This is a genomic window from Thalassotalea sp. PLHSN55 (genome assembly GCF_052030545.1).
Lineage (GTDB): Bacteria > Pseudomonadota > Gammaproteobacteria > Enterobacterales > Alteromonadaceae > CANMXU01.
The window spans coordinates 55,412-80,038 of sequence record NZ_JBPDIH010000012.1; the positions used below are offsets into that span (position 1 = coordinate 55,412).

23 protein-coding genes and 2 tRNA genes are annotated in these 24,627 nt (G+C 38.7%); 15 read left to right on the top strand and 10 right to left on the bottom strand.

Features of this window, described 5'->3' with window-relative positions:
* The 4 genes from ACRRSQ_RS18600 to ACRRSQ_RS18615 all read left to right on the top strand — a co-directional run bounded on the left by ACRRSQ_RS18600 (nt 1) and on the right by ACRRSQ_RS18615 (nt 3,112).
* Nucleotides 1-74: transfer RNA gene (locus ACRRSQ_RS18600), tRNA-Asn, on the top strand.
* A 143-nt stretch (nt 75-217) separates the two neighbouring features.
* Nucleotides 218-293: transfer RNA gene (locus ACRRSQ_RS18605), tRNA-Asn, on the top strand.
* A gap of 899 nt (nt 294-1,192) precedes the next feature.
* Nucleotides 1,193-2,305 carry a DUF3083 family protein gene (locus ACRRSQ_RS18610; RefSeq protein ID WP_440877278.1) on the top strand — a complete coding sequence of 371 codons (1,113 nt, stop codon included), beginning with the start codon at nt 1,193-1,195 and terminating at the stop codon, nt 2,303-2,305.
* 183 nt (nt 2,306-2,488) lie between these two features.
* Nucleotides 2,489-3,112, top strand: coding sequence for a LysE family translocator (locus tag ACRRSQ_RS18615; protein ID WP_440877279.1), 624 nt, complete (start codon nt 2,489-2,491; stop codon nt 3,110-3,112).
* A 19-nt stretch (nt 3,113-3,131) separates the two neighbouring features.
* On the opposite strand, the gene ACRRSQ_RS18620 is transcribed toward ACRRSQ_RS18615, so the two are convergent.
* The gene (locus tag ACRRSQ_RS18620) at nt 3,132-3,542 is read right to left on the bottom strand and encodes a hypothetical protein (protein WP_440877280.1); all 411 of its coding nucleotides are present in this window, start codon (nt 3,540-3,542) and stop codon (nt 3,132-3,134) included.
* Between the two features lie 194 nt (nt 3,543-3,736).
* Here ACRRSQ_RS18620 and ACRRSQ_RS18625 point away from each other — a divergent pair, with 194 nt between their 5' ends.
* The 11 genes from ACRRSQ_RS18625 (at nt 3,737) to uspE (ending at nt 13,878) form a co-directional block, all read left to right on the top strand.
* On the top strand, nt 3,737-4,465 hold the full coding sequence (locus tag ACRRSQ_RS18625) for a helix-turn-helix domain-containing protein (protein WP_440877281.1): 729 nt from the start codon (nt 3,737-3,739) through the stop codon (nt 4,463-4,465).
* Nucleotides 4,466-4,900: 435 nt separating this feature from the next.
* Nucleotides 4,901-6,322: a cytochrome-c oxidase, cbb3-type subunit I gene (gene ccoN / locus ACRRSQ_RS18630; protein WP_440877282.1), complete on the top strand. Its 1,422-nt coding sequence runs from the start codon at nt 4,901-4,903 to the stop codon at nt 6,320-6,322.
* Between the two features lie 9 nt (nt 6,323-6,331).
* Nucleotides 6,332-6,976, top strand: coding sequence for a cytochrome-c oxidase, cbb3-type subunit II (gene ccoO / locus ACRRSQ_RS18635; protein ID WP_440877283.1), 645 nt, complete (start codon nt 6,332-6,334; stop codon nt 6,974-6,976).
* A 1-nt stretch (nt 6,977) separates the two neighbouring features.
* Nucleotides 6,978-7,157, top strand: a complete 180-nt coding sequence (locus ACRRSQ_RS18640) for a cbb3-type cytochrome oxidase subunit 3 (RefSeq protein ID WP_440877284.1) — start codon at nt 6,978-6,980, stop codon at nt 7,155-7,157.
* Nucleotides 7,150-8,115: a cytochrome-c oxidase, cbb3-type subunit III gene (ccoP, locus tag ACRRSQ_RS18645; RefSeq protein ID WP_440877285.1), complete on the top strand. Its 966-nt coding sequence runs from the start codon at nt 7,150-7,152 to the stop codon at nt 8,113-8,115. Before ACRRSQ_RS18640 ends, ccoP begins: the two co-directional genes overlap by 8 nt.
* Before the next feature lie 160 nt (nt 8,116-8,275).
* A complete protein-coding gene (locus ACRRSQ_RS18650) occupies nt 8,276-8,770 on the top strand; it encodes a FixH family protein (protein WP_440877286.1) in 495 nt (164 codons plus the stop codon).
* A complete protein-coding gene (locus ACRRSQ_RS18655) occupies nt 8,770-11,166 on the top strand; it encodes a heavy metal translocating P-type ATPase (protein ID WP_440877287.1) in 2,397 nt (798 codons plus the stop codon). Before ACRRSQ_RS18650 ends, ACRRSQ_RS18655 begins: the two co-directional genes overlap by 1 nt.
* Complete coding sequence (gene ccoS, locus ACRRSQ_RS18660; RefSeq protein WP_440877288.1) at nt 11,163-11,354, top strand: cbb3-type cytochrome oxidase assembly protein CcoS; 192 nt, start codon at nt 11,163-11,165, stop codon at nt 11,352-11,354. Before ACRRSQ_RS18655 ends, ccoS begins: the two co-directional genes overlap by 4 nt.
* Nucleotides 11,347-12,021, top strand: a complete 675-nt coding sequence (locus ACRRSQ_RS18665) for a sulfite exporter TauE/SafE family protein (RefSeq protein ID WP_440877289.1) — start codon at nt 11,347-11,349, stop codon at nt 12,019-12,021. The genes ccoS and ACRRSQ_RS18665 overlap by 8 nt, the downstream gene beginning before the upstream one ends.
* A 45-nt stretch (nt 12,022-12,066) precedes the next feature.
* A complete protein-coding gene (gene fnr, locus ACRRSQ_RS18670; RefSeq protein ID WP_440877290.1) occupies nt 12,067-12,786 on the top strand; it encodes a fumarate/nitrate reduction transcriptional regulator Fnr in 720 nt (239 codons plus the stop codon).
* Nucleotides 12,787-12,945: 159 nt separating this feature from the next.
* Nucleotides 12,946-13,878: a universal stress protein UspE gene (gene uspE / locus ACRRSQ_RS18675; RefSeq protein ID WP_440877291.1), complete on the top strand. Its 933-nt coding sequence runs from the start codon at nt 12,946-12,948 to the stop codon at nt 13,876-13,878.
* 94 nt (nt 13,879-13,972) lie between these two features.
* Here the strand turns inward: uspE and pyrF are convergent, their stop codons facing one another.
* The 9 genes from pyrF to gyrA form a co-directional block, all read right to left on the bottom strand.
* On the bottom strand, nt 13,973-14,677 hold the full coding sequence (gene pyrF, locus ACRRSQ_RS18680; RefSeq protein ID WP_440877292.1) for an orotidine-5'-phosphate decarboxylase: 705 nt from the start codon (nt 14,675-14,677) through the stop codon (nt 13,973-13,975).
* 179 nt (nt 14,678-14,856) lie between these two features.
* A complete protein-coding gene (gene lapB, locus ACRRSQ_RS18685; RefSeq protein WP_440877293.1) occupies nt 14,857-16,026 on the bottom strand; it encodes a lipopolysaccharide assembly protein LapB in 1,170 nt (389 codons plus the stop codon).
* A gap of 31 nt (nt 16,027-16,057) precedes the next feature.
* Nucleotides 16,058-16,288, bottom strand: coding sequence for a lipopolysaccharide assembly protein LapA domain-containing protein (locus ACRRSQ_RS18690; protein ID WP_440877294.1), 231 nt, complete (start codon nt 16,286-16,288; stop codon nt 16,058-16,060).
* 128 nt (nt 16,289-16,416) lie between these two features.
* Nucleotides 16,417-16,701 carry an integration host factor subunit beta gene (gene ihfB, locus ACRRSQ_RS18695; RefSeq protein WP_440877295.1) on the bottom strand — a complete coding sequence of 95 codons (285 nt, stop codon included), beginning with the start codon at nt 16,699-16,701 and terminating at the stop codon, nt 16,417-16,419.
* Nucleotides 16,702-16,793: 92 nt separating this feature from the next.
* Nucleotides 16,794-18,455, bottom strand: coding sequence for a 30S ribosomal protein S1 (rpsA, locus tag ACRRSQ_RS18700; protein WP_440877296.1), 1,662 nt, complete (start codon nt 18,453-18,455; stop codon nt 16,794-16,796).
* 123 nt (nt 18,456-18,578) lie between these two features.
* Nucleotides 18,579-19,259, bottom strand: coding sequence for a (d)CMP kinase (gene cmk, locus ACRRSQ_RS18705; protein ID WP_440877297.1), 681 nt, complete (start codon nt 19,257-19,259; stop codon nt 18,579-18,581).
* Nucleotides 19,260-19,344: 85 nt separating this feature from the next.
* Entirely contained in the window at nt 19,345-20,625 is a 1,281-nt protein-coding gene (gene aroA / locus ACRRSQ_RS18710) for a 3-phosphoshikimate 1-carboxyvinyltransferase (RefSeq protein WP_440877298.1), read from the bottom strand.
* Nucleotides 20,626-21,711: a 3-phosphoserine/phosphohydroxythreonine transaminase gene (gene serC, locus ACRRSQ_RS18715; RefSeq protein WP_440877299.1), complete on the bottom strand. Its 1,086-nt coding sequence runs from the start codon at nt 21,709-21,711 to the stop codon at nt 20,626-20,628.
* 94 nt (nt 21,712-21,805) lie between these two features.
* A complete protein-coding gene (gene gyrA, locus ACRRSQ_RS18720; protein WP_440877300.1) occupies nt 21,806-24,523 on the bottom strand; it encodes a DNA topoisomerase (ATP-hydrolyzing) subunit A in 2,718 nt (905 codons plus the stop codon).
* Nucleotides 24,524-24,627: the final 104 nt, after the last annotated feature.

A 24,627-nucleotide genomic window follows, 5' to 3' on the forward strand; every position in this document is an offset into this window, starting at 1 on the left:
CCCAATAGCTCAGTTGGTAGAGCGACGGACTGTTAATCCGTGTGTCACTGGTTCAAGCCCAGTTTGGGGAGCCAAATTAAAGATAGTGATTTATATCATTGTCGCTTAGCGACGGACTGTACTTTTTGTAATAAAAGTGTGTGTCGCTGAGGATTCCCAAGCCCAGTTTGGGGAGCCACATTCACTTCAATAATAAACAGAAGTTAAAAAAGTTTATTCCCCAATAGCTCAGTTGGTAGAGCGACGGACTGTTAATCCGTGTGTCACTGGTTCAAGCCCAGTTTGGGGAGCCACATCAAAGGGCTACGAGAAATCGTAGCCCTTTTTTCTTGTCTGAAATTTACTTTATTAAGTCATAACAAGATCTTCTTAAAGAAATCGACTAATAACGTTGGAAGAGCGACGGACTGTACTCTTTATAATAAAAGCGTGTGTCACTGGTTCAAGCCTATATCTTAATGAAAAGCTGGGAGCCACATCAAAGGACGTTGATAAATCGTAGCCCTTTTTTCTTTTCTGAAATTTACTTTATTAACTCATAACAAGATCTTCTTAAAGAAATCGACTAATAACTTTGGAAGAGCGACGGACTGTACTCTTTATAATAAAAGCGTGTGTCACTGGTTCAAGCCTATATCTTAATGAAAAGCTGGGAGCCACATCAAAGGGCGTTGATAAATCGTAGCCCTTTTTTCTTGTCTGAAATTTACTTTATTAAGTCATAACAAGATCTTCTTAAAGAAATCGACTAATAACGTTGCTAGAGCGACGGACTGTACTCTTTATAATAAAAGCGTATGTCACTGATGGGTTTATCAAGCCCTATTAGGAAAAAGCGCCTAAGAGCGTAAATACTAGCCCTTCATTTACTTATTTATTTGCTAACGACTAAAAGTGCAGTATTTTTCTATATACCAGCACTTCCCTTCAACTAACTTAGTAATTAAAACAGATACAGCCTTATTCGCTCGACCATTAAAATAAGTTAAGCATTTAAAAATTAAGCTGTTTTTATTGCAAGGCGGCGTAAATAGATTAGAGAGTTAAAACAAACAATTTAATCTAAGTTATTACAATGTTTATACAGCCAAATACAAATACTACTTTAAAAAATTACAAATACGAGTATATTGTTTCACATTGTTTTATTTAAATAATATAAATGTGTAGTTTATTAAATCAGGATCATTAAATGTCAATTTCACGTATTAGAAACACTCAACATAAAGTATATATACCTTCATCTGCTCGAGAAAATCAGTATCTTTTAGCTAAATTTAAAGTGACAGATGAATTAATTGCTAAAGTTTCAGGTACAGTTGATCAAACTTCAGATAAGCCTTACCAGCCGTTTTATGAAAAACTTTCAAAGTTATTTTTCAAAATATGTAATGAACATGGCATAGACAGCTGTAAATTAGTAGGGAATGATAAATTCTCTCGAGTTCGCTATAGCCCAGAGCGTTTAACAGCACAAACAAAAGAACAAATATTATTTTTATATAACCCTAAATACCATACAACACAAAGCGCTTATTACAGACCTGAGGAAATATCGAAAAAAATCACCTTGGTTTTCCTAACAAACCAAGATGATATTCGTGCAGATGCTCCGCTATTCCATAAAAAAGTAAAAGCGGCAATCGAAGATTTTTCAAAAGAAGTGGCTTTAGAAGCAAACAGTGTACGTGTATGCGATCACCAACATCTTACTTATGACTTGTTTGCAAAAGATAAAGGTGTAACGGGTTCACAAACTCATAAATTACGTTCTATGCCAGTACGTTATGCCGCTAGTGACGTAACCGTTGATGAATCAGCCGATACACAAACTTACGTTACAGTTGACTTACCTATTTCTCGTAGACTGAAGTCTTTAGTTGAAATTGACGAAACAGAAAGTGAACCTTATAGCGCACTATATAATTTAATTGCTGATTCGGTTATCAATGCTGCTAAACGTCATAACCTAACCAACGGCGCAGTAATCGCCAACGGTTTAGTACCTTTTGTTCGCACCAGCGAAGAAGAAGTTGTTGTTGTACAAGGTGAGCTTCAAAAGCTTGGCTATAACCCAGAAAATACAGGTGGTGGTTATACTTGTAAGTGGTCTGCAGACAAACTAGTTGATACAGCCCAGCTTATTTTTGTAGCTTCAAAACAACATCAAACGAGTCATGGGTTTGGTAAATTTTTAAGTCAAGTTGAACAAGCACTACGTACCATGTCTGAAAGCTTAGAATACGTAACTGACAAAGAAGAGTTAAAAGTTAGATTCCATCAACACATTGGCTTTTATATGTAACTTTCTCTTTTTTGAGAAAACCAAAAGCGTTCAAATTATATTTGAACGCTTTTTTTGTTTTAAAATAATTTATCTTCATGAACAAGAAATCTCAACTTACACAAATTAGCAATAAAAAATTTCAATCTCCAAAAAAATAAAGGTAACCTTACCTACTATTTATTCGAGCAACTAAAATTACGCATGTTAGACATCACCTTATTGCTACTTTTTCTCCCAACTTTTTTCATTGTCAGTATAACACCTGGCATGTGCATGACTTTAGCGATGACTTTAGGCATGACTATCGGCGTTCGACGCACCTTATGGATGATGTGGGGAGAATTGCTTGGCGTTTGTTTTGTCGCCATTGCCGCCGTAATTGGCGTTGCAACATTAATGCTTGAATGGCCTGTGCTTTTTCAGGTATTTAAATACCTAGGTGGCAGCTACCTTGTTTATATCGGCATCAATATGTGGCGTAGTAAAGGAAAGATGGCGATAAACCATGAACAAACCATGAACAAAATGGTTTCAAACAAACAATTGTTTAACCAAGGGTTTATTACGGCAATCGCCAACCCTAAAGGGTGGGCATTTATGGTATCGTTATTACCGCCTTTTATTAGTGCTAACCACCCTTTTGTGCCTCAACTTATAGCGCTAATTGTTATTATAGTTATTACTGAATTTAGCAGTTTAATGGTCTACGCAACGGGCGGAAAAACCATAGGTAAACTGCTAGTAAAAAGCGACAATGTTAAATTACTGAATAAGCTATCTGGTACAATAATGGTATTGGTCGGTATTTGGCTATTTTTCAGTTAAACAATAGAAGTGCCAGGGGTTAGTAACGACTACTATCAAATTCGACAAATACGGTGGCGCTTTGTTCACTTTGCTGGTCAGAAGATACTGTTAGTACAAGTTGCCAAGTCATTACATCTTCACTACAACTCGCTAACAAGGTTGATGCCTTAACAACGTTATTATCGTCTTCTAAAGATTGGAAAAACACCGGCACCTTACCCATAAACATATCTTTGCCTTCAAGATGGGCGTTAAATTGTAAATCTTCAATCGATTCTTGTGAGACGATAACAATTTCAAATGGAATTTCTGCGCGCACTTTTTTCACATTAAAGCGCACTTCAAACTCCGCTATAGGAGTAGTAACGCGACAAATATTTTGTTCCGCCAAACATGCTGGTTCAACATATAGACTCGGTTGTTCCACTGAAGGTTTACAACCAGTCATAAAAAGTAGCAACAAGATAGCTGATATAAAAATTTTCAATTAACACCTCAAGACATGAAAATAACTAAACAGGAAAGAAACCAAAAATAAAAAATGATTAATATCACAGTTATTGATTTAGGTTAAGAATTCAATTTCTTGATAAGCATAAAATATAACCACGTGTACAATTTATCGACTGCTATATAATAATCATGACAACATCTGAAAACAAAAAGCAAAAAACTCAATTCGTAGACTGCGATAATTGTTCAATGCAAGCCGTTTGTGAACCTGTTACTTCAAATGCACACGAACTTAACCTCGCAGATAATTATCTCTCGAAACGCATCCCACTAAAAGCCGGCGAAGTGCTTTTTTCTGAAAATGAGCCTTTAAGCTCTTTTTATGCAGTTAGCTCTGGCAGTTTTGTGTTAACCGAAGTCAAAAATAACAATGAAAGTAAAATTATTGGCTTTAGGTTCCCTGGTGAGTTAATTGGCGAAGATGCGATTTATCCAGAAAAATATGGTTATAACGCTGTTGCCACCACAGCAAGTTCTGTTTGTCGAGTTGTTAACGACAAACTCATGTCGTGCAGTAAATTGGTGCCAGATCTTCAACTTAATGTGATCAAACTACTAAGCAAGCAAAATTTTACTCGACAATCTGAATTTCGCGCAGCTGTTGCAAAAAAGTCAGCCGAAAATGTTTTAGCGTCGTTCTTGGTGAATATTGCTCAACGTAATACGTTACACGATGCATGCCCTACTGTTTTAAACCTTGCTGTTAGTCGTGACAATATTGCAAATTTTCTTGGATTACGCCGTGAAACGCTAAGTCGTTTATTAACGCGCTTACAACAAGACGGGTTAATCAAGGTAGAAGGTAAAACGATTTATTTACTTGATATTGGGCAATTAGAAAAGCTCGCTGATATTTAGACCGCAAAAGCACAAATATTCACCAACCGAAATAGCGATTATTCGTTGCAAAAATAACAATAATATACTTTATTTTTTCGCAACAATTTAGTCGCAAATCGTTCTCATTTACACACAAAAACCATAGTAACCAACTGTTTTTTATAGCAATAAATAATAGAAGCATTACTCACAGGTTAATATCCAACCACATATTTGATTTTAGTCACTTTTATAACCATAAGATTTATGTGGTAATTATTTGGTTTATTGATTTAAATCATGGTTTTTTATTGATTTATAACGCGCCCGACAGGTAGAATTGCAACCGATATAACACTAACTGTAACAATTCGTGATATATATCACCGCATATGCGGAAACTTCTATTTAGTAACGCTTATAACAACAACTTGTTATTGCAAACACCTAACCTAAGTAAACGGAACAAAAAAAATGACAACAACGCTTGAGCACTCGTCATATAACTACAAGGTGGTACGTCAATTTACCGTCATGACAGTTATATGGGGAATCGTTGGTACTCTCGTAGGTGTTCTTATTGCTGCACAATTAATTTGGCCAGCATTGAACTTCGACACACCTTGGCTAACCTACTCCCGTCTTCGCCCTCTTCATACCAATGCAGTTATTTTTGCTTTTGGTACAAGTGCGCTATTTGCCACATCATATTACATAGTACAAAGAACATGTAAAACAACACTATTTGGTGGTCAGCTTGCTGCGTTCACCTTCTGGGGTTGGCAAGCAGTTATTGTACTGGCGGCAATCACCCTACCTTTAGGTTACACCTCAAGTAAAGAATATGCTGAACTTGAATGGCCGATTGATATTTTAATCGCTGTCGTGTGGGTGTCATACGCTATCGTATTCTTTGGAACGTTAGTTAAACGTAAAACATCACATATTTATGTTGCTAACTGGTTCTTAGGTGGCTTTATTATTACCGTTGCCGTATTGCACATTGGTAACTCAATGGTAGTACCTGTTTCGTTAACAAAATCGTATTCGTTATATTCTGGTGCAATTGATGCGATGATGCAGTGGTGGTACGGACATAACGCCGTAGGCTTCCTTCTTACAGCTGGTTTCTTAGGTATGATGTATTACTTTGTACCGAAACAAGCTGAACGCCCTGTTTATTCTTACCGTTTATCTATTGTTCATTTCTGGGCATTAGTTTCTTTATATATTTGGGCTGGCCCGCATCACTTACATTACACCGCTTTACCAGATTGGGCTCAATCAGTTGGTATGGTGATGTCAGTTGTATTATTCCTTCCTTCTTGGGGTGGCATGATCAACGGTATTATGACGCTTTCTGGCGCATGGCATAAACTACGTAATGACCCTATTTTACGTTTCTTAATTGTTTCATTATCTTTCTACGGTATGTCGACCTTTGAAGGTCCAATGATGGCAATTAAATCTGTAAACGCTTTATCTCACTACACTGACTGGACTGTAGGTCATGTTCACTCTGGTGCTTTAGGTTGGGTTGCGATGATTTCAATTGGTGCAATGTACCACTTGATCCCAATTTTATTTAACCAAGGCCGTATGTACAGCATTCGCCTTATCAACATTCACTTCTGGATCCATACCGCAGGTATTATTTTATACATTGTCGCTATGTGGATTTCTGGTGTAATGCAAGGTTTAATGTGGCGCGCGGTAAATACAGATGGTACGTTAACTTACAGCTTCGTTGAAAGTTTAACAGCATCTTACCCGTTCTACTTCATCCGTTTCTTAGGCGGTGTATTAGTTGTAGCTGGCTTTATCTTAATGGCTTACAACATGTTCAAAACAATAGCAGCAAAAGACAATAGTCTTAAAGCTGTTGAAGCAGCTTAGGAGTTAACCATGACTAATAAACATGAAGCTGTAGAAAAGAATATTGGCTTATTCGTAATTTTTACTATTTTTGCTATCAGTATTGGTGGTTTAGTAGAAATCACTCCATTATTCTTTCAAAAAGAAACAACAGAGCCTGTTGATAACCTACGTCCATATACAGCACTAGAAATGGAAGGTCGTGACATATACATTCGTGAAGGTTGTAACGTTTGTCACAGTCAAATGATCCGCCCTTTCCGCGCTGAAACAGAACGTTACGGTCACTACAGTGTTGCCGGTGAGCAAGTATGGGAACATCCATTTTTATGGGGTTCAAAACGTACTGGTCCTGACTTAGCCCGTGTTGGTGGTCGTTATAGTGATGATTGGCACCGTGCTCATTTAATTGACCCTCGTTCAGTTGTGCCTGAGTCGAATATGCCATCGTTCAAGTGGTTAGAAGAAACAACTCTTGATGGTGAATTAACGGCGAAGAAACTAGAAACCTTTAACTGGTTAACTAGAAACCGCTCGCATAAAAATGAACAAGGTGAACGCATTCCATTATATTCTGAAGAAGACGTTGCTGGCGCGCAAGCTGCCGTGCAAGGTAAAACAGAAATGGATGCGCTTATTGCGTACTTGCAATCACTTGGTCATGCGTTGAAATAATATGGATTACGGAACGCTTAGAGGGCTAATTGCCCTAGTAATTTTAGCATTGTTCTTAATTATTGTTGTTTGGGCTTTCAATAAGAAACGTAAGAGTTCTTTTGATGATGCCGCTAACTCAATTTTTGAAAACGAGCACAACGAAAAAACAAGCAAACAGGAGACTAATAATAATGTCTAGCTTCTGGAATATATGGATTTGGGTTCTAACACTCGGTACTTTAGTAGGTTGTGCACTTCTACTAAAATGGTGTTTAAAGAACTTCGCTGGTGTTAAAGAAGGTGAGTCAATGGGACACACTTTCGATGGCATTGAAGAATTAAATAACCCTTTACCTTCATGGTGGAGTTGGTTCTTTGGTTTAACTATCCTTTGGGGTTTTGCCTACTTTGTCATTTATGGCTTAGGCGACTGGAAAGGTGTAACAAATTGGAAAAGTGCAAACCAAGATGTTACTAGCTTAGCTGATTCAAAAGCACAAATGATTGCAGCAAGAGAAAATGGCATTATCGTACAATACGATCGTGAAATGGACGCTGCTGAAGCTAAATACGGCCCTATCTTTGAAGCTTTTGCCAAGCGCAGCATCGAAGATCTTGCAACTGACAAAGACGCGTTAAAAATAGGTCAACGCTTATTTTTACAAAACTGCTCACAATGTCATGGTTCAAATGCTAGCGGTACAACAGGCTTCCCTGATTTAACCGACAATGCATGGTTATATGGTGGTACACCTGAAGCGATTAAAGAAAGTATCTTAAACGGTCGTAAAGCAACAGGTATGATGGCTTGGGAAGGCGCGTTAGGCGGTGAACAAGGTGTTAAAGAAGTTGCAGCTTACGTGATTAGTTTAAGTGGTCGCTCAGTGAACCCAGACCTTGCAGAAGCTGGTAAAGCCAAATTTGGTCTTTGTGCTGGTTGTCATGGCGCAGATGGTAAAGGTAGCTTAGCAATGAACTTACCTTTAGGTGCACCAAATTTAACTGACAACATTTGGTTATACGGTGGTTCACAACGTGTAATTGAAGAGTCTATTCGTAACGGTCGTGCTGGTGTTATGCCGCCGTGGAAAGACATCTTAGGTGAAGAAAAAGTTCACTTGATCAGTGCTTACGTTTATAGCTTATCGCAAAAATAATGTAATCATTTAAGATTAATTTAAAAACCCTGTTAAGCGATTAACAGGGTTTTTTTATACGTAAATTTTACAATATAATCGGCTAAATTATACGGCTTTAACTTGGTTCAAAGCCAATATATTAGTATAATGGCGCCCTATTTTCTTAGTGTGAATTGTAATGAAAACATCATGGTATAAAGAGCCTTGGGCATGGTTAGTATTTATTTTGCCTCTTACTGCAGTTGTTGCAGGGATTGCCACCTTAATTATCGCAAATACCAACCCAGATACTTTGGTTGTCGGCGATTATTACAAAAAAGGCAAAGCCATCAATTTAGAAGTAAATAAAGTAAAACTGGCCCAAAAGTTAGGCATGCGCTTTGAATTGAAGCTAGAAAGTCAAGACTTAATCATCAAGCCTACAGGCATTGAAAAAATATTTCCTATGCTAAACGTTAATTTTTACCACCCTACGTTAGCCAAAAACGATTTTTATTTAGCGTTAACACCTGATGGAAGCGGTAACTTTCGTCATCATTTTGAACAACCTATTACGGGAAAATGGCGTATTACAGTATCGTCATTTGAAAATACATGGAAAATTCAAAATACAATTTCATTACCTCAAAGTAACTTTATCGAAATTATTCCTAACCTTACTGAAGCAAATTAATGGCACAAAATTGTTACCACTGTGGCGAAATGGTGCCTAACGGCATCAATTTGTCGGTTAAAATTTTCCAAAAGCAACAAAACATGTGTTGTATTGGTTGCCAAGCAGTTGCCCAAACGATTGTCGATAACGGCTTAACGGATTACTACCAATACCGCACAGAGCCAGCGACAAAAGGCACACCGCTAGTACCTGAACAATTACAAAAGAATAAACTGCTTGATGATGCAAACCTGCAAAACGAATTCACCTATACGACAGACGCATATAAAGAAACAATTTTAACTGTCGATGGTATCAGTTGTGCAGCTTGTGCTTGGCTAATTGAAATGCAGTTAGCCAAAGTTGAAGGCGTTATTGCAATTAACGTTAATGCAACCACACAACGAGCAACAGTGCGTTGGCATAACGACACCATTAGCTTAAGTGAAATTCTAACCCATTTAGAACACATTGGTTATCATGCGCTACCTTTTAAAGCGAATGCCGTTGAAGAAAATAATAAAAAACAGGCCAAGGTTTTCATCAAACGTTTAGGCATTTCCGGCATTTTAATGATGCAAGTAATGATGATCGCTACCGGATTATATTTTGGCGCGTTCTCTGGCATGTCTGAAACCATTCTGGTCTACTTACGCTGGACCAGTATGTTACTGACCTTTCCTATTGTGAGTTATGGTGCATTTCCTTTTTACAAAGGCGCAGTTAATGCATTAAAAATAAAACGTTTATCTATGGATGTACCTGTTTCTATTGCTATTTCCTTAGCATTTTGTGCTTCCGTTTGGGCAACCGTAACTCAACAAGGAGAAGTGTATTTTGAATCAGTCTCTATGTTCACTTTTCTACTGCTTATCGGTAAATTTCTCGAGTTTCGAGCGCGTTCACGTGCCGCTGAAGTATCAGCAAATTTATTGAAACTTATGCCAATGACGGCTGTAAAAATTGTCGCAACAGACACTGGCGATGAAGAGCACTATATTGCGGCTAAAAACCTACAGGAAAATGATTTAGTTATTGTAAAGCCTGGTGAAACCGTGCCTGCAGATGGCACTATTTTACAAGGTAAAAGTCAGCTAAACGAGTCTATGCTTTCTGGAGAGCAGCTCCCCGTTAAGAAATCGATTGGTGAAAAAGTTTTTGCTGGTACCGTAAACGGTGATGGCAATTTAACTGTTGAAGTAAAGCAAATAAGTAGCCATTCATTTTTAAGCCAGCTGATTCGTTTAAGTGAACATTCTCAAGCTCATAAACCCAAAATTGCCAAATTATCAGATAAAATTGCCCAATATTTTGTTGCCGTTATTTTAGTTACCGCAATTTGTACCGCTCTTTATTGGCATCAACATATGCCAGAGGAAGCGTTTTGGATCACGCTATCTGTACTCGTCGCTACCTGCCCTTGCGCGTTGTCATTAGCAACACCTACCGCCTTAACTTGTGCAACCACACGGTTAAATAAAGACGGTATCATGATCAAATCAGCTCATGTAATGGAAACAATCCCAAAAATTTCAACCATGGCATTTGATAAAACAGGTACATTAACCAACGGCGAGTTTACCATTGTGCATGTCGATGTAATTGATGAACAATTTACAAAAGCACAATTGCTAGCAATTGCCGCAGCACTTGAATGTCATTCTCAACATCCATTAGCTAAACCGTTTAGCCAATATCGAGATTTTTCTTATCAGTGTGAAAAGCCAACGGTAGAGCCCGGTTGCGGGGTTTCGGGCCTAATTAACAATCAGAAATTTGCGATTGGTAAACCTACTTGGCTACTCAATAAAAGTGAACTGTCTCAATACGAAAACAAACAATGTTTACTGACTCAGGATGGACAAGTCATTGCATCGTTTACGTTACGTGATGATATTAGAGAAGATGCAAAAGACCTGCTCGATTATTTGACCAAGCAAAATATTAGTTCATTAATGTTATCTGGTGACAATGCGGCAGGTTGTCTCGCCGTAAAAGAAGCGCTTAACATTGCCACAACTCATAGTGGCTTAACCGCGCTTGATAAAATGGAATTGCTCAAAGAGCGACAAAAATCGCATACGGTTGCTATGGTAGGCGATGGTGTGAATGACACACCGGTATTCGGCGCTGCACATATCGCAATTGCAATGGGCAGCGGTACCGATATCGCCAAAAACGGCGCAGATGTTATTTTGTTGAATAATCAACTCGCTTCAATTGAACAATTGCAAAAAACCGCCATTAAAACTAAAAAAATTGTTTGGCAAAATTACCTTTGGGCATTTGGCTACAATGCCATAGTATTACCGCTTGCTGTAGCAGGATTTATTACGCCTTATATGGCGGTTATCGGCATGTCGTTAAGTTCAATACTTGTTATTACTAACTCGCTAAGGTTATTAAAAAAATGAGCATCATTTACGTTCTGATCCCTATTGCTATTTTATTAACAGCCCTCGGTATTTATTTATTTTTTTGGGCAGTAAAAACAGAGCAATTCGATGACTTAGAAAAGCAAGGCATGAGCATCTTGTTTGATGAAGAAGGTAAAGATAAAAAAGCCGCTGAATCCAAGCCTACCGAATCGAACAATGATTAACATGCCATTAGACTACCTATCAGCTTTCATTATCGGATTATTAGGCTCAGGTCACTGCATAGGCATGTGCGGTGGTATTAGCTCATTATTAACTTCAGCGATCCCTGGCGAAAAACCTAAAGCGTCTTTAGTTTTAGGGTATAACCTAGGCAGAATACTTTCCTATAGTCTAATTGGCGCTATTGTCGGTTTTACTAGTTCAATTGCCGTTAGAAATATAGGCGTGCCGGTAATTGGTTTACGCCTGATTTCCGGCGTATTTTTAGTATTACTTGGTTTATATATTGGCCAATGGCTTATGTGGATCAGTAAACTGGAAAAATTTGGCCAATTTATCTGGCGTTACTTATCACCATTAAGTAAACAAATCCTTCCAGTTGATAGCACAAATAAAGCGATTTTATTAGGCGCTATTTGGGGCTGGCTGCCCTGTGGTTTGGTTTATTCAACCTTAACCTGGGCATTAGCTAGCAATAGTGCTTTTTCGGGCGCATTTATCATGTTCTGCTTCGGATTAGGCACATTACCAGCGCTTTTAACGGTTTCATTTGGTTTTTTTAATATAAAAAACATCTTGAAAAATACATATTTTAGAAAAGCATTAGCATTAGTTACAATATTGTATGGAATTTTCACTATATCGTTTGCATATAGGCAATTGTTTTAATATGATCTTAGTCAATAAGTTTGATGCTAAGTTATTTAGGTAGTTATGCAAAATCGTCACTGTTCAGGTCAACAACACATTCATTGTCAAAACTGTAGTATCAGTGAGCTATGTCTACCTTTCTCCCTTAATGACAAAGAGTTGGACGTTTTAGATAAAATTATCGACCGTAAACGTCCTATCCATAAAGGTGAGCAAATTTTCCAAGATGGCGAAAAGATGCAAGCATTGTATGCTATTCGTTCAGGCACATTTAAAACTTTTACGGTAAATGAACAAGGTGAAGAGCAAATTACGGGCTTTCATTTAGCTGGTGATTTATTGGGGTTTGACGCGATTGCCGAATCAGAGCATCCTAGTTTTGCAAAAGCACTCGAAACATCAATGGTTTGTGAAATCCCCTACAACACGTTAGATACGTTATCTAACAGTATGCCGAAACTTAAAAAGCAAATTCTTCGTTTAATGAGTAATGAAATTCGCGAAGATCAAGAAATGCTTACACTGCTTAATCGTAAAAATGCTGAACAACGTTTAGCAACCTTTATTAGTGCATTAAGTGCGAGATACCACGATAGAGGCTTGTCGTCAGTTGAATTTCGTTTATCAATGACTAGAAGTGACATTGGTAACTATATTGGTTTAACCGTTGAAACAATTAGCCGTTTATTCAACCGTTTTCACAAAAGCGGTTTAATTAAAATCGACGGTAAACTTATTACCATTTTAGATATTACCAAACTCAATGAAGTTGCTGGCCTATAGGCTAGCAACCCACTGATTCCCCTTCCTAATTAAAATTTAAACACTTGTTTAATTATTTTCTAACTATCACTATAAACTTGATATAAAACAAAATACTATCATTTCTGGTAAGGCACTATTAAACTGTAATTAAGCGTTAATTTTTGCCAAGGTGAAATGATGGAAAAATATCAAAAAATTCTTGTAGTTATCGACCCAACCACAGATGAACAAAAAGCGCTAAAACGCGCGATAGAGCTTGCGAAAAAAACAGGCGCTAGCATTACTGCATTTTTATCTATCTTTGACTTTTCCTATGAAATGACCACAATGCTGTCAAAAGACGAGCGTGAAGTCATGAGACAATCTGTGATCACAGATAAACTACAATGGATTGACACTGCCATAGACGCACTAAATGACGGTAACCTCACTATTGAAAGCAAAGTGGTGTGGCACAACCGCCCTTTTGAGTCGATTATCAATGAAGTACTAGAGTATAACTTTGATATCGTTGTTAAAGGTACTCATCAACACGATAAACTCAAATCAGTAATATTTACACCAACAGATTGGCATTTATTACGTAAATGCCCTTGTCCGGTATTATTAGTTAAAGATCATTTATGGCCAGAAAATGGTAAAATTCTTGCAGCTATCAACGTAGGAAGTGATGAAGAAGAGCATCAGTTACTTAACGATAAAATCACTGAAGAATCCCTTAATTTATCTAAAATTATCAAAGCGCAAGTTCATCTAATTAACTCATTTCCGGGTACTCCGGTTAATATTGCCATTGAAATTCCTGAGTTTAACTCTTCTGAATACAATGATGCCATGCTCAAGCACCATCAAGAAGCGATGACAGAGCACGCTCAGCGCTTTAATATTGCTCCTGAGCGTGTATCCGTTGAAGAAGGCTTACCTGAAGACGTAATAGAAAATGCTGCCAACAAACTAGATGCAGAGCTCGTCGTACTTGGAACTGTAGGTAGAACAGGAATATCGGCGGCCTTTATTGGTAATACTGCAGAGCATGTTATTGATAGGTTAAATTGTGATGTATTAGCACTTAAACCAGAAGGTTACATTTCCCCGTTAGATTACGATTAAAAAATTAATATCGGATATTGGAAATCACATAAATAAAAAGCCTAACTACCGTAAGTAGTTAGGCTTTATATTTCTTATACGTTAATTTATTTAGTTATTTAGTTAGCGATTGATTAATCTGTTGTAAGACCGCATGTGGGTCATCAGCTTTGGTTATCGGACGGCCAATCACTAAATAGTCTACGCCAATATTTACTGCCTGCTCTGGAGTCATAATACGCTTTTGGTCGTCTACGTTACTACCTGCTGGGCGAATACCAGGAGTCACTAATTTAAAATCTTGTCCTAGGTCTGCTTTTAGCATTTCAGCCTCTTGAGCCGAACAAACAACACCATCTAAGCCCGCTTGCTTAGTGAGCGCCGCTAAATGTTTAACCTGCTCAGCAGGTGATTTAGTAATACCTAAACCTATCAAGTCACTTTCTTCCATACTGGTAAGTACTGTTACCGCAATAAGCAATGGCGCTTTCTCACCATAAGGCACAAGTGCTTCTTTCGCTTTTGCCATCATTTTTAAGCCGCCAGAGGCATGCACGTTAACCATCCAAACGCCAAGCTCAGCAGCTGCAGTTACCGCTTTAGCAACCGTGTTAGGAATATCGTGAAACTTTAAGTCTAAAAACACGTCAAAACCACGTTTAACCAGCTCACGTACAAAATCAGGCCCAAAGTAAGTAAACATTTCTTTGCCGACTTTTAAGCGACAATCACTTGGCTGAATTTTATCAACAAAAGCTAACGCATCTGCTTGTTTATCAAAATCTAAAGCTACAACAACTTTTGGATCATTCACTTTCATATTCCTCTAATTCTTTAATTCTTTAATTCTTTAATTCTTTAATTCTTTAATTCTTTATAACTGTAGTGAGTTTTTACTAAGCGTCTATGGTTCTAATTTCAAGGAAAAAGCACGGAGTTGGTGAATACCAATGAGTACTTTTGACGCTGAAATTGGAGCATAGCGCAAAGTAAAAAGCACTACTCTCCTTCGAGGCCACGCACAGGTTTCAACTGTTCCCAGTCGTGACAAGATGGACACGACCAATAATGCGTACTGCTATTAAAGCCACATGTACGGCAGCTATAACGATGCTTAACATTGATATACGCTGATATCAGCTCTTTAATCACGTCGAGTTGCTCATTGCCTTCGTGCTTTTCCGATTCGGTCATTTGCATTTGAATAAAATGCTTAAAGCCGCGAATAGTTGGTCGACGCTTTAACGCAGGTAACATAAAATCTTTCGCTTTTTTGGTACCGTGTTTTGACTCGATATGATCAACATAGCAAATTAAGGTGCTGCTGCTAGCCGTTTCTTCATACACTTTTCGAATAAATTTATAAAATTCATCTTCAGCATTTAAGTGTTGATAACACGCATGCATTTTGACAATTACGTCTGGGAAAAACTCACTATCTTGAACGTAAATATCTTGATAGCATTTACATGCTTGTTCATATTGCTCGTGCTTTTCGTATATCTTTGCCATTAACCAATTAGCGCGACACGAATTTTGATCAAGCTGCAAGGCACTTTCTAGCAGTTCTAATACTTCAATGTACTTTTCATCATCAAAAGCTGTAGTAGCTAACTCACAGTAAAAATTTGCCAAAGTGTGCATCAGCTTTTTATCTTTGGTATTTACAATCGCTTTTTTTAACGCAACACCTTGATGCCAATCTTTGGTAGATTGGTAGATTTGCATTAAATAGGTAATGGATTTCATCCCGAATTGTTTAGATTTAAGCAGTTTTAAAAACATAGATTCAGCGCGGTCAAAAAGACCTGCACTTAAAAAGTCTTTACCTAATTCAAACAAGGCTTGTTGTTTTTCTTTATTCTGTAAGTGCTTCTGACGTACTAAGTGTTCGTGAACTTTTAAAGCGCGATCTAATTCGCCTCTTTTACGAAAAAGATTCGCTAAAGCAAAATGTGCTTCAACAGTATCGTCTTCGACTTTTAGCGCTTCTATAAGGTAATCAATGGCTTTATCTTGCTGATTAGAAAGTAAATAGTTTAAGCCTGTTGAGTATTTAATTGATAAATCTTGCTTAACTGAGTGCGTATTTTGCTTAATACTATTGCGGCCCATAAACCAACCGTAACCCATGGCGATTGGTAATAATAAAAACAGAAGTTCTAACATAGGGTATTTGAAGCCTTATAAGTATTCATAATTAAGATTTTGTTTTTTTTGTGCGCACAGCACGAACCATTTTCCACAGAAGAGCGGTCAACAATCCGAGAATAAAACCAATAAAGGTAAATAAACTTACCGCAGCAGCGACAGGCATTTCAACGCGGGCAATAAGGTAATTAAGCGATAATAATTGATCATTTTGACTGCCGAAAATAAAGGCAATAGCAAATAAGATAATCAGAAAAAATAAGGTGATATAAACTCGCACTACTCACTCCATCTTAATATTCATATGGCTGACTTATTATAGTAAAACCACATGATTTTACATATAAAAAAGGCATGCTAACGCATGCCGTTTATTCTGAATAATTATACCATTAGGGATAATTATAGCTACGCTGATTGATTAACTCGCTCGCGAAGCTCTTTACCAGGTTTAAAGTGAGGGACATACTTTCCAGCAAGCTCGACAGAGTCACCAGTTTTTGGGTTCCGCCCAACTCGTGGAGCACGATAATGTAATGAAAAACTACCGAATCCTCTAATTTCTATGCGGTCACCTTTTGACAAGGTTTGCGCCATCATTTCAAGAATTTCTTTAATCGCTAGTTCTACATCTTTTGCAGATAAATGACTTAATTTGTCTGCTAGTCTTTCAATGAGTTCTGACTTGGTCATTAGACCTCCCAGTTTTCATTTAGCTTCGCGCCAATGGAGTTTTAAACAGAGGGGAACCTTAGGTCTCCCCTCACCTTTGTGTCCTACTAAAATTAGCTTTTAGCGTTTTTGAATGCTTCAGCCATTGCGCTTAAACCAGACTCTTCAGCTTGATTTAAGTTATCCATAGCTTCACGTTCGTCAGCTTGGTCTTTCGCTTTGATTGATAAGCTGATAGTGCGGTTCTTACGATCAACACCAACAAACTTAGTTTCAACGCTGTCACCAACTGATAATTCAGTTGTTGCATCTTCAACGCGTTCGCGTGAAATGTCAGCTACACGTAGGTAACCTTCAACGCCTTCTGCTAATTCAACTTTAGCACCTTTAGCATCTACTTCAACAACCTTACCAGTAACAATAGCACCTTTTTTGTTATCTGTCAGATACTGATTGAACGGGTCATCTTCAGCTTGTTTAACACCAAGAGAGATACGCTCACGCTCAGGGTCAACTTGTAATACAACAGCTGAGATTTCATCACCTTTCTTGTATTCACGAACAGCTTCTTCACCGCCAGCCCATGAAATGTCAGATAAGTGAACAAGACCGTCAATACCACCGTCAAGACCAATGAAGATACCGAAGTCAGTGATTGACTTGATCTTACCTGATACTTTGTCGCCTTTGTTGAAGTTCTTAGCAAACTCTTCCCAAGGGTTCGGGATACATTGCTTAAGGCCAAGAGAAATACGACGACGTTCTTCGTCAATTTCAAGAACCATAACTTCAACTGTGTCGCCTAAGTTAACAACTTTAGATGGGTGGATGTTTTTGTTAGTCCAATCCATTTCAGAAACGTGAACTAAACCTTCAACGCCTTCTTGGATTTCAACGAAACAACCGTAGTCAGTTAAGTTAGTTACGCGACCAGAAAGTTTAGCACCTTCAGGGTAACGCTTAGCGATAGCTACCCATGGATCTTCGCCTAACTGCTTCATACCTAGAGATACACGAGTACGCTCACGGTCGAATTTCAATACTTTAACTTGGATTTCATCACCAACATTTACGATTTCACTTGGGTGCTTAACACGCTTCCAAGCCATATCTGTAATGTGAAGTAGGCCGTCAATGCCGCCTAAATCAACGAACGCACCGTAGTCAGTTAAGTTCTTAACGATACCCTTAACTTCAATGCCTTCAGCTAGTGATTCTAATAGTGCATCACGTTCTACGCTGCTTTCTGATTCGATAACAGCACGACGAGAAACAACAACGTTATTACGCTTTTGATCAAGCTTAATAACTTTGAATTCTAGGTCTTTGCCTTCAAGGTGAGCAGTGTCACGTACTGGACGTACATCTACTAATGAACCTGGTAAGAAAGCACGGATATTGCTAACTTCAACAGTGAAACCACCTTTAACTTTACCGTTGATAACACCGATAACAGTTTCTTTTTCTTCGTATGCTTTTTCAAGCACTTGCCATGCTTCGTGGCGTTTTGCTTTTTCACGAGAAAGAATTGTTTCACCGAAACCATCATCAGTAGCATCTAATGCAACGTCGATTTCATCACCAACACTAATTTCAACTTCACCAGCGGTGTTTTTGAATTGGTCGATAGAGATTACAGATTCAGATTTTAAGCCGGCGTCAACTAAAACGTTGTCTTTGTTGATGGCTACCACGGTTCCTTTGATAATTGAACCAGGACGTGTTTCGATTTCTTTTAAACTTTCTTCAAAAAGTTGTGCAAAATTTTCAGTCATAACTTGTTTATAAACTCAGTTATTAATCCAATCAACTTACATGTTTCATGGGGTTGTTAATAAGGCCCGGTGCATCCTTACAGCAGGCTTGATTGATGAGCAGTATGCTCGATTATTTTCTAGCTAAGTTAACTTACCATTCGCAAATGACAAGATTTTATTAACCACTTCTTGTATAGAAAGGTCAGTAGAATCAACAGTTAACGCACCCTCTGCAGGTACAAGCGGAGCCACCTTTCGGTTTTGATCGCGCTCATCTCTTTGACGTATGTCATCCAAAAGGCGCCCGATTTTAACATCAAAGCCTTTTTCTTTCAACTGATTAAACCGTCTTTGTGCTCTTTCTTCAGCGCTAGCGGTGAGGAATACTTTAACGGGCGCATCGATAAATACGACAGTTCCCATATCACGACCGTCAGCAACTAAACCTGGTGCTAGCTTAAAAGCGCGTTGACGACGCAACAAAGCTTCACGCACACGCGGAAACGCTGCAACTTTTGAAGCGATTGCGCCAACTTCTTCTGTACGAATGCTTGTTGTAACATCTTCCCCTTCAAGGATGACTTTACTTTCGCCGTCAGAAGTTATTTCAAACTGTACGTCAAGATGAGCGGCAATGGGAATAAGCGGCTCTTCTTCTTCGATTGCAATATTATGATGTTGAGTGGCAACAGCGAGAACACGATAAATTGCGCCGCTGTCTAATAAATGCCAGCCTAATTGCTCTGCAACTAAGCGCGCAGCTGTTCCTTTACCGGCACCACTTGGCCCATCAATAGTAATTACTGGAATGCTTTCCTGCATACATCTTTCTCCCAAAGTCGAAAATCGGCGGCATTATACGAGATTTATATTGCAAAATCGCGTAAAAATTTAACCTTTAACGTAATTAACAAGAAACTTGTGCTAACTTGTCAAAATAATCAGGGAATGTTTTCGCTGTACATTTAGGATCGTTAATCGTTACTGGTGTATCACTTAGCGCCACTAGTGAGAAACACATGGCAACACGGTGATCATCATAAGTATCAATCGCTGCATGCGTTAATGTTTTAGGTGGTGTTATAGTAATAAAGTCCTCACCTTCAACCACTTCAGCACCTACTTTTCTAAGCTCGGTTGCCATTGCAAATAATCGGTCGGTTTCTTTAACGCGCCAGTTGTAGATATTACGAATAGCGGTTGTACCTGTGGCAAAAAGTGCGGTTGTCGCTATCGTCATTGCGGCATCTGGAATGTGATTCATGTCCATATCGACTGCAGTTAATGGTTTGCCAATAACAGTAATTGATTCGTCATGCCAATGAACTTCAGCGCCCATTTTTTCTAAAACATCAGCGAAGTGTTTATCGCCTTGTACGCTCAATTTTCCTACCCCATGTACAGTGATTTGTCCACCTTTGATAGCACCTGCGGCTAAAAAGTAAGAAGCAGATGACGCATCACCTTCAACCATGTATCGTTCGACTGCTTGATAGCTTTGGTTACCCGTGACAGTAAACGACTTATAATCATTGTTCTTCACGTTAATGCCAAAACGACTCATAATATTCAGTGTAATATCAATATAAGGTTTTGAAACTAATTCGCCTTCGATTTCAATTTGAGTATTGGTTTTTAGCAATGGTGCGATCATTAAAATAGCAGTTAAAAACTGGCTTGATATTGAACCATCAATGGTAACTGTTTTACCAGAAAGCGCTTTACCATTAATTTTTACCGGTGGGTAATCTTTGTTTTCAAGGTATTCGATATCGGAATCAAGCTGCGCTAACGCGTCAACTAAATGACCAATTGGGCGCTCTTTCATTCTTGGTTCACCGGTTAACACGAATTCCCCTTCACTTGCGGCAAGGGCTGCGCAAAGAGGACGCATAGCAGTGCCAGCATTACCGAGGTATAACTCAAGCGGCTTGTCGGTCTTAAAAAAGCCATTGTTACCAACAACAGTACATTCAGTGCCACAGTCGCTTAAAGTGTATTTAATGCCAAGACTCGTTAATGCGTTAAGCATGTGCTTAATGTCATCACTGACTAATAAGTTAGTAATTTTAGTTGTTCCATTGGCTAATGCAGCAATGAGCAATGCACGATTAGATAAACTTTTAGAGCCTGGTAAAAATACTTCACCATTAATTTTATCTATCGGCTGTAATGTTAACTGTTCCACTTATCTAACCCTCTCTTCAAACTTTTTCATAAAATCTACGAGCTTTTGCACGCCTTCAATTGGCATAGCATTGTATATGCTAGCACGCATACCGCCCACTATTCTGTGCCCTTTTAAGGCCTTTAATCCAGCTTGGTCTGCTTCTGCAAGAAAATCTGCATTTAAGGCATCATCTGCTAACCAAAAAGGTACATTCATTGCACTTCGGTTTGCGCTTACCACTGGATTATTATAAAGCGCGCTTTGATCAATATAGTTATATAACAAAGCCGCTTTTTCTTTATTTACTTGACTAATGGCTTCAACGCCACCTAAATCTTTAAGCCATTGAAACACAAGGCCTGCTAAATACCACGCATAGGTTGGCGGGGTATTATGCATTGAGTCGTTATCCGCCATTAATTGATAATTCATAATTGATGGTGTTTCAAGTCGCGCGTTGCCCAATAAATCTTCACGAACGATGACAATGGCTAAACCAGAAGGACCAATATTTTTTTGTGCACCAGCATAAATTAACCCAAATTGGCTAACATCAATTTCACGCGATAAAATCATTGATGACATATCAGCAACAATCGGCACGCCATTGGTTTGTGGTATCTCATGTATTTCAATGCCATCTACCGTTTCATTGGGACAGTAGTGCACATACGCTGCATCTGGCGTTAACGGCCAATCTTTAGAGTCGGTAACAAAAGTGCCCTGCTCATTGCTTTCAACCACGTTAATGGTATTAATGTTGCCAAAGTTTTTTGCTTCAGCTGCCGCACCTTTTGACCAAGACCCGGTGATAATATAATCAGCGCTTTTACCTTGCGGTAATAAATTTAATGGTACTGCAGAGAATTGGCCACGACCACCGCCATGACAAAACAGTACTTTATAGTTTTCAGGAATATGCATTAAATCACGCAAATCGGCTTCGGCTTGTTTGGCCACAGCCATGTAATCAGCACTACGGTGACTTAATTCCATGACTGAGCTGCCAATGCCCTGCCAATTGATAAACTCTTGCTGTGCTTTTTCCATTACCGGCTTAGGTAACATTGCAGGACCAGCACAAAAATTAAAGATACCTGACATCTGTTCTACAACCTTTCTATTTAACTAATTTTGTTAATGATTAAACATAAAAAAGGGCGGTTAAAACCGCCCTTTCATTAAACTTAACTACAGACTACTCTTGTGTTTCGTCTTCTGCAGTTGAATCAACTTCAGGGTTAGCTGGTGTTTCAGCACTAGCTTCTACATTTTCAACGGCGCCAGTTGCTTGTTCACCTTCTTCGCCATTATCTACTTCAGATTCCTGAATTTCGTCAATGCGTTGAAGCGCAACTACATGCTCGTCGTCAGCTGTGCGAATTAAGCGTACACCTTGAGTATTACGACCAATAACGCTCACTTCATTAACACGAGTACGTACTAATGTGCCGTTGTCGGTAATTGCCATAATTTCATCAAGCTCTTCCACTTGAACCGCGCCAACAACTGGACCATTACGTTCACTGACTTTAATCGACACTACGCCTTTGGTTGCACGTGATTTAGCTGGATATTCCGCTAAGTCAGTACGTTTACCAAAGCCATTTTCCGTAATAGTTAAAATTGGACCGTCATTTTTAGGCACAATCAGTGATACCACTTTTTGTTCACCTTCAAGCTTCATACCACGCACACCCGTACCAGTACGGCCAATAGGTTTCAATGCCCATTGTTGCTCACCCGTTTCAGGGTCAATTTTAATTTCACCTGTTTCACTGTCGCGTTTTTTCTCATTAAAACGCACGACTTTACCTGCGTCTGAGAATAACATGATGTCGTTGTCACCGTCGGTAATATCAACGCCAATCAAGGTATCATCATCACGTAAGTTAAGAGCAATAATACCGTTAGCACGTTGATTAGAGTACGCGTTTAACGCGGTTTTCTTCACCGTACCTGACGCCGTCGCCATAACAATGTATTTATCGTCGGCATATTCACGTACTGGTAAAATAGCGGTAATACGTTCGTCAGCTTCTAATGGTAATAAGTTGACAATTGGGCGACCACGCGCAGTACGACTTGCTAATGGTAACTGGTATACTTTTAACCAATAAAGTTTGCCACGGTTTGAGAAACATAAAATGGTGTCGTGGGTATTGGCAACCAATAAACGTTCGATGAAATCTTCTTCTTTCATCTTCGTTGCCGCTTTACCTTTACCGCCACGACGCTGAGCTTCATAATCACTCAGTACTTGATATTTCACGTAACCTTCGTGCGAAAGCGTCACAACAACGTCTTCTTCACAAATTAAATCTTCTAGCGATAAATCATGTGAGGCATTGGTGATTTCTGTACGACGTTCATCACCAAAATCTTCACGAATCACTTCTAACTCTTCACGAATAACTTCCATTAAACGCTCAGGGCTGGCAAGAATATGCATTAATTCAGCGATAAGGTCTAATAACGCTTTGTACTCACTTAGAATTTTTTCATGTTCCATGCCTGACAATTTATATAACTGCAGATCAACAATCGCTTTTGCTTGTTCTGCTGTTAGATAATATAAACCATCACGGATACCGTATTCAGGCTCTAACCACTCAGGGCGAGCAGCATCATTTCCTGCTGCGCTAAGCATTTGGGCTACATCGCCTAATTGCCAACCTTGAGAAATTAATTTTTCTTCAGACTCTTTACGGTTACTTGATGCTTTGATCAGCTCAATAATCGGGTCAATATTAGCAAGGGCGATTGATAAGCCTTCTAATATATGCGCGCGTTCTCTAGCTTTACGTAATTCAAATATCGTACGGCGAGTCACCACTTCACGGCGATGCAGTACAAACGCTTCAAGCATTTCTTTTAAGTTAAATAATTTAGGCTGGCCATTAGCCAACGCCACCATATTTAAACCAAAAGACACTTGCATTTGAGTTAGTTTGTAAAGGTTATTTAGAACAACCTCACCTACTTCACCACGTTTCACTTCAATGACCATACGCATACCGTCTTTATCAGACTCATCACGTAAGGCAGAAATACCTTCTAAGCGCTTTTCTTTAACTAGCTCTGCCATTTTTTCAATTAGGCGAGCTTTGTTTACCTGGTATGGTAGCTCATGAACAACAATGGTTTCTTTGCCCGTTGTTTCATTCACTTCAATTTCAGCACGAGCACGAATTTTTATTTTACCGCGACCGGTTTTGTAGGCGTCTTGAATTCCTGCACGACCACTGATAATACCGGCAGTTGGAAAATCAGGACCTGGTATATACTCAATTAACTCTTCAATGCTGATATCTTCATTTTCAATCAGCGCTAAAGCACCATTGATTACTTCAGTTAAATTATGTGGCGGAATATTGGTCGCCATACCAACAGCAATACCTGAAGAACCATTCACTAATAATGCAGGAATACGAGTTGGCATTACCGCTGGGATATGCTCAGTACCATCATAGTTAGGTACAAAATCAACCGTTTCTTTATCAAGATCTGCCAAAATTGAATGGGAAATTTTGTTCATGCGAATTTCGGTATAACGCATTGCAGCTGCGGAATCACCGTCAACTGAGCCAAAGTTACCTTGGCCGTCTACCAACATATAACGCATTGAAAAGTCTTGTGCCATACGTACGATCGTATCGTACACAGCAGTATCACCATGCGGGTGATATTTACCAATAACGTCACCAACGACACGCGCTGATTTTTTATAGGGTTTATTCCAATCATTACCTAATACATTCATTGCGAATAACACGCGACGATGCACAGGTTTTAGGCCGTCTCGTACATCTGGTAATGCACGGCCCACGATCACGCTCATGGCATAATCAAGGTATGAACTTTTCAGTTCATCTTCAATATTTACTGGAGCGATATTATTTGCCAAATCGGTCATAAATCGATGGTATCCCTAACTTAGAAAGAATTCAGAAAGTTTTCGAAATTATTATTTTAAATTAACAAGGCATACTAACACAAAATTTTGTGATGCCATACTGC

Excerpts from the sequence above, each read along its gene's own strand:
- cmk (WP_440877297.1), bottom strand. The coding sequence starts at position 19,259 with ATGCAGGAAAGCATTCCAGTAATTACTATTGATGGGCCAAGTGGTGCC.
- ccoO (WP_440877283.1), top strand. The coding sequence starts at position 6,332 with ATGACTAATAAACATGAAGCTGTAGAAAAGAATATTGGCTTATTCGTA.
- lapB (WP_440877293.1), bottom strand. The coding sequence starts at position 16,026 with ATGTTAGAACTTCTGTTTTTATTATTACCAATCGCCATGGGTTACGGT.
- ccoS (WP_440877288.1), top strand. The coding sequence starts at position 11,163 with ATGAGCATCATTTACGTTCTGATCCCTATTGCTATTTTATTAACAGCC.
- ACRRSQ_RS18610 (WP_440877278.1), top strand. The coding sequence starts at position 1,193 with ATGTCAATTTCACGTATTAGAAACACTCAACATAAAGTATATATACCT.
- fnr (WP_440877290.1), top strand. The coding sequence starts at position 12,067 with ATGCAAAATCGTCACTGTTCAGGTCAACAACACATTCATTGTCAAAAC.
- ccoP (WP_440877285.1), top strand. The coding sequence starts at position 7,150 with ATGTCTAGCTTCTGGAATATATGGATTTGGGTTCTAACACTCGGTACT.
- ihfB (WP_440877295.1), bottom strand. The coding sequence starts at position 16,701 with ATGACCAAGTCAGAACTCATTGAAAGACTAGCAGACAAATTAAGTCAT.
- ACRRSQ_RS18620 (WP_440877280.1), bottom strand. The coding sequence starts at position 3,542 with ATGACTGGTTGTAAACCTTCAGTGGAACAACCGAGTCTATATGTTGAA.
- ACRRSQ_RS18650 (WP_440877286.1), top strand. The coding sequence starts at position 8,276 with ATGAAAACATCATGGTATAAAGAGCCTTGGGCATGGTTAGTATTTATT.
- ACRRSQ_RS18625 (WP_440877281.1), top strand. The coding sequence starts at position 3,737 with ATGACAACATCTGAAAACAAAAAGCAAAAAACTCAATTCGTAGACTGC.
- serC (WP_440877299.1), bottom strand. The coding sequence starts at position 21,711 with ATGTCAGGTATCTTTAATTTTTGTGCTGGTCCTGCAATGTTACCTAAG.
- ACRRSQ_RS18640 (WP_440877284.1), top strand. The coding sequence starts at position 6,978 with ATGGATTACGGAACGCTTAGAGGGCTAATTGCCCTAGTAATTTTAGCA.
- rpsA (WP_440877296.1), bottom strand. The coding sequence starts at position 18,455 with ATGACTGAAAATTTTGCACAACTTTTTGAAGAAAGTTTAAAAGAAATC.
- ACRRSQ_RS18655 (WP_440877287.1), top strand. The coding sequence starts at position 8,770 with ATGGCACAAAATTGTTACCACTGTGGCGAAATGGTGCCTAACGGCATC.
- ACRRSQ_RS18615 (WP_440877279.1), top strand. The coding sequence starts at position 2,489 with ATGTTAGACATCACCTTATTGCTACTTTTTCTCCCAACTTTTTTCATT.
- uspE (WP_440877291.1), top strand. The coding sequence starts at position 12,946 with ATGGAAAAATATCAAAAAATTCTTGTAGTTATCGACCCAACCACAGAT.
- ACRRSQ_RS18665 (WP_440877289.1), top strand. The coding sequence starts at position 11,347 with ATGATTAACATGCCATTAGACTACCTATCAGCTTTCATTATCGGATTA.
- gyrA (WP_440877300.1), bottom strand. The coding sequence starts at position 24,523 with ATGACCGATTTGGCAAATAATATCGCTCCAGTAAATATTGAAGATGAA.
- ccoN (WP_440877282.1), top strand. The coding sequence starts at position 4,901 with ATGACAACAACGCTTGAGCACTCGTCATATAACTACAAGGTGGTACGT.
- pyrF (WP_440877292.1), bottom strand. The coding sequence starts at position 14,677 with ATGAAAGTGAATGATCCAAAAGTTGTTGTAGCTTTAGATTTTGATAAA.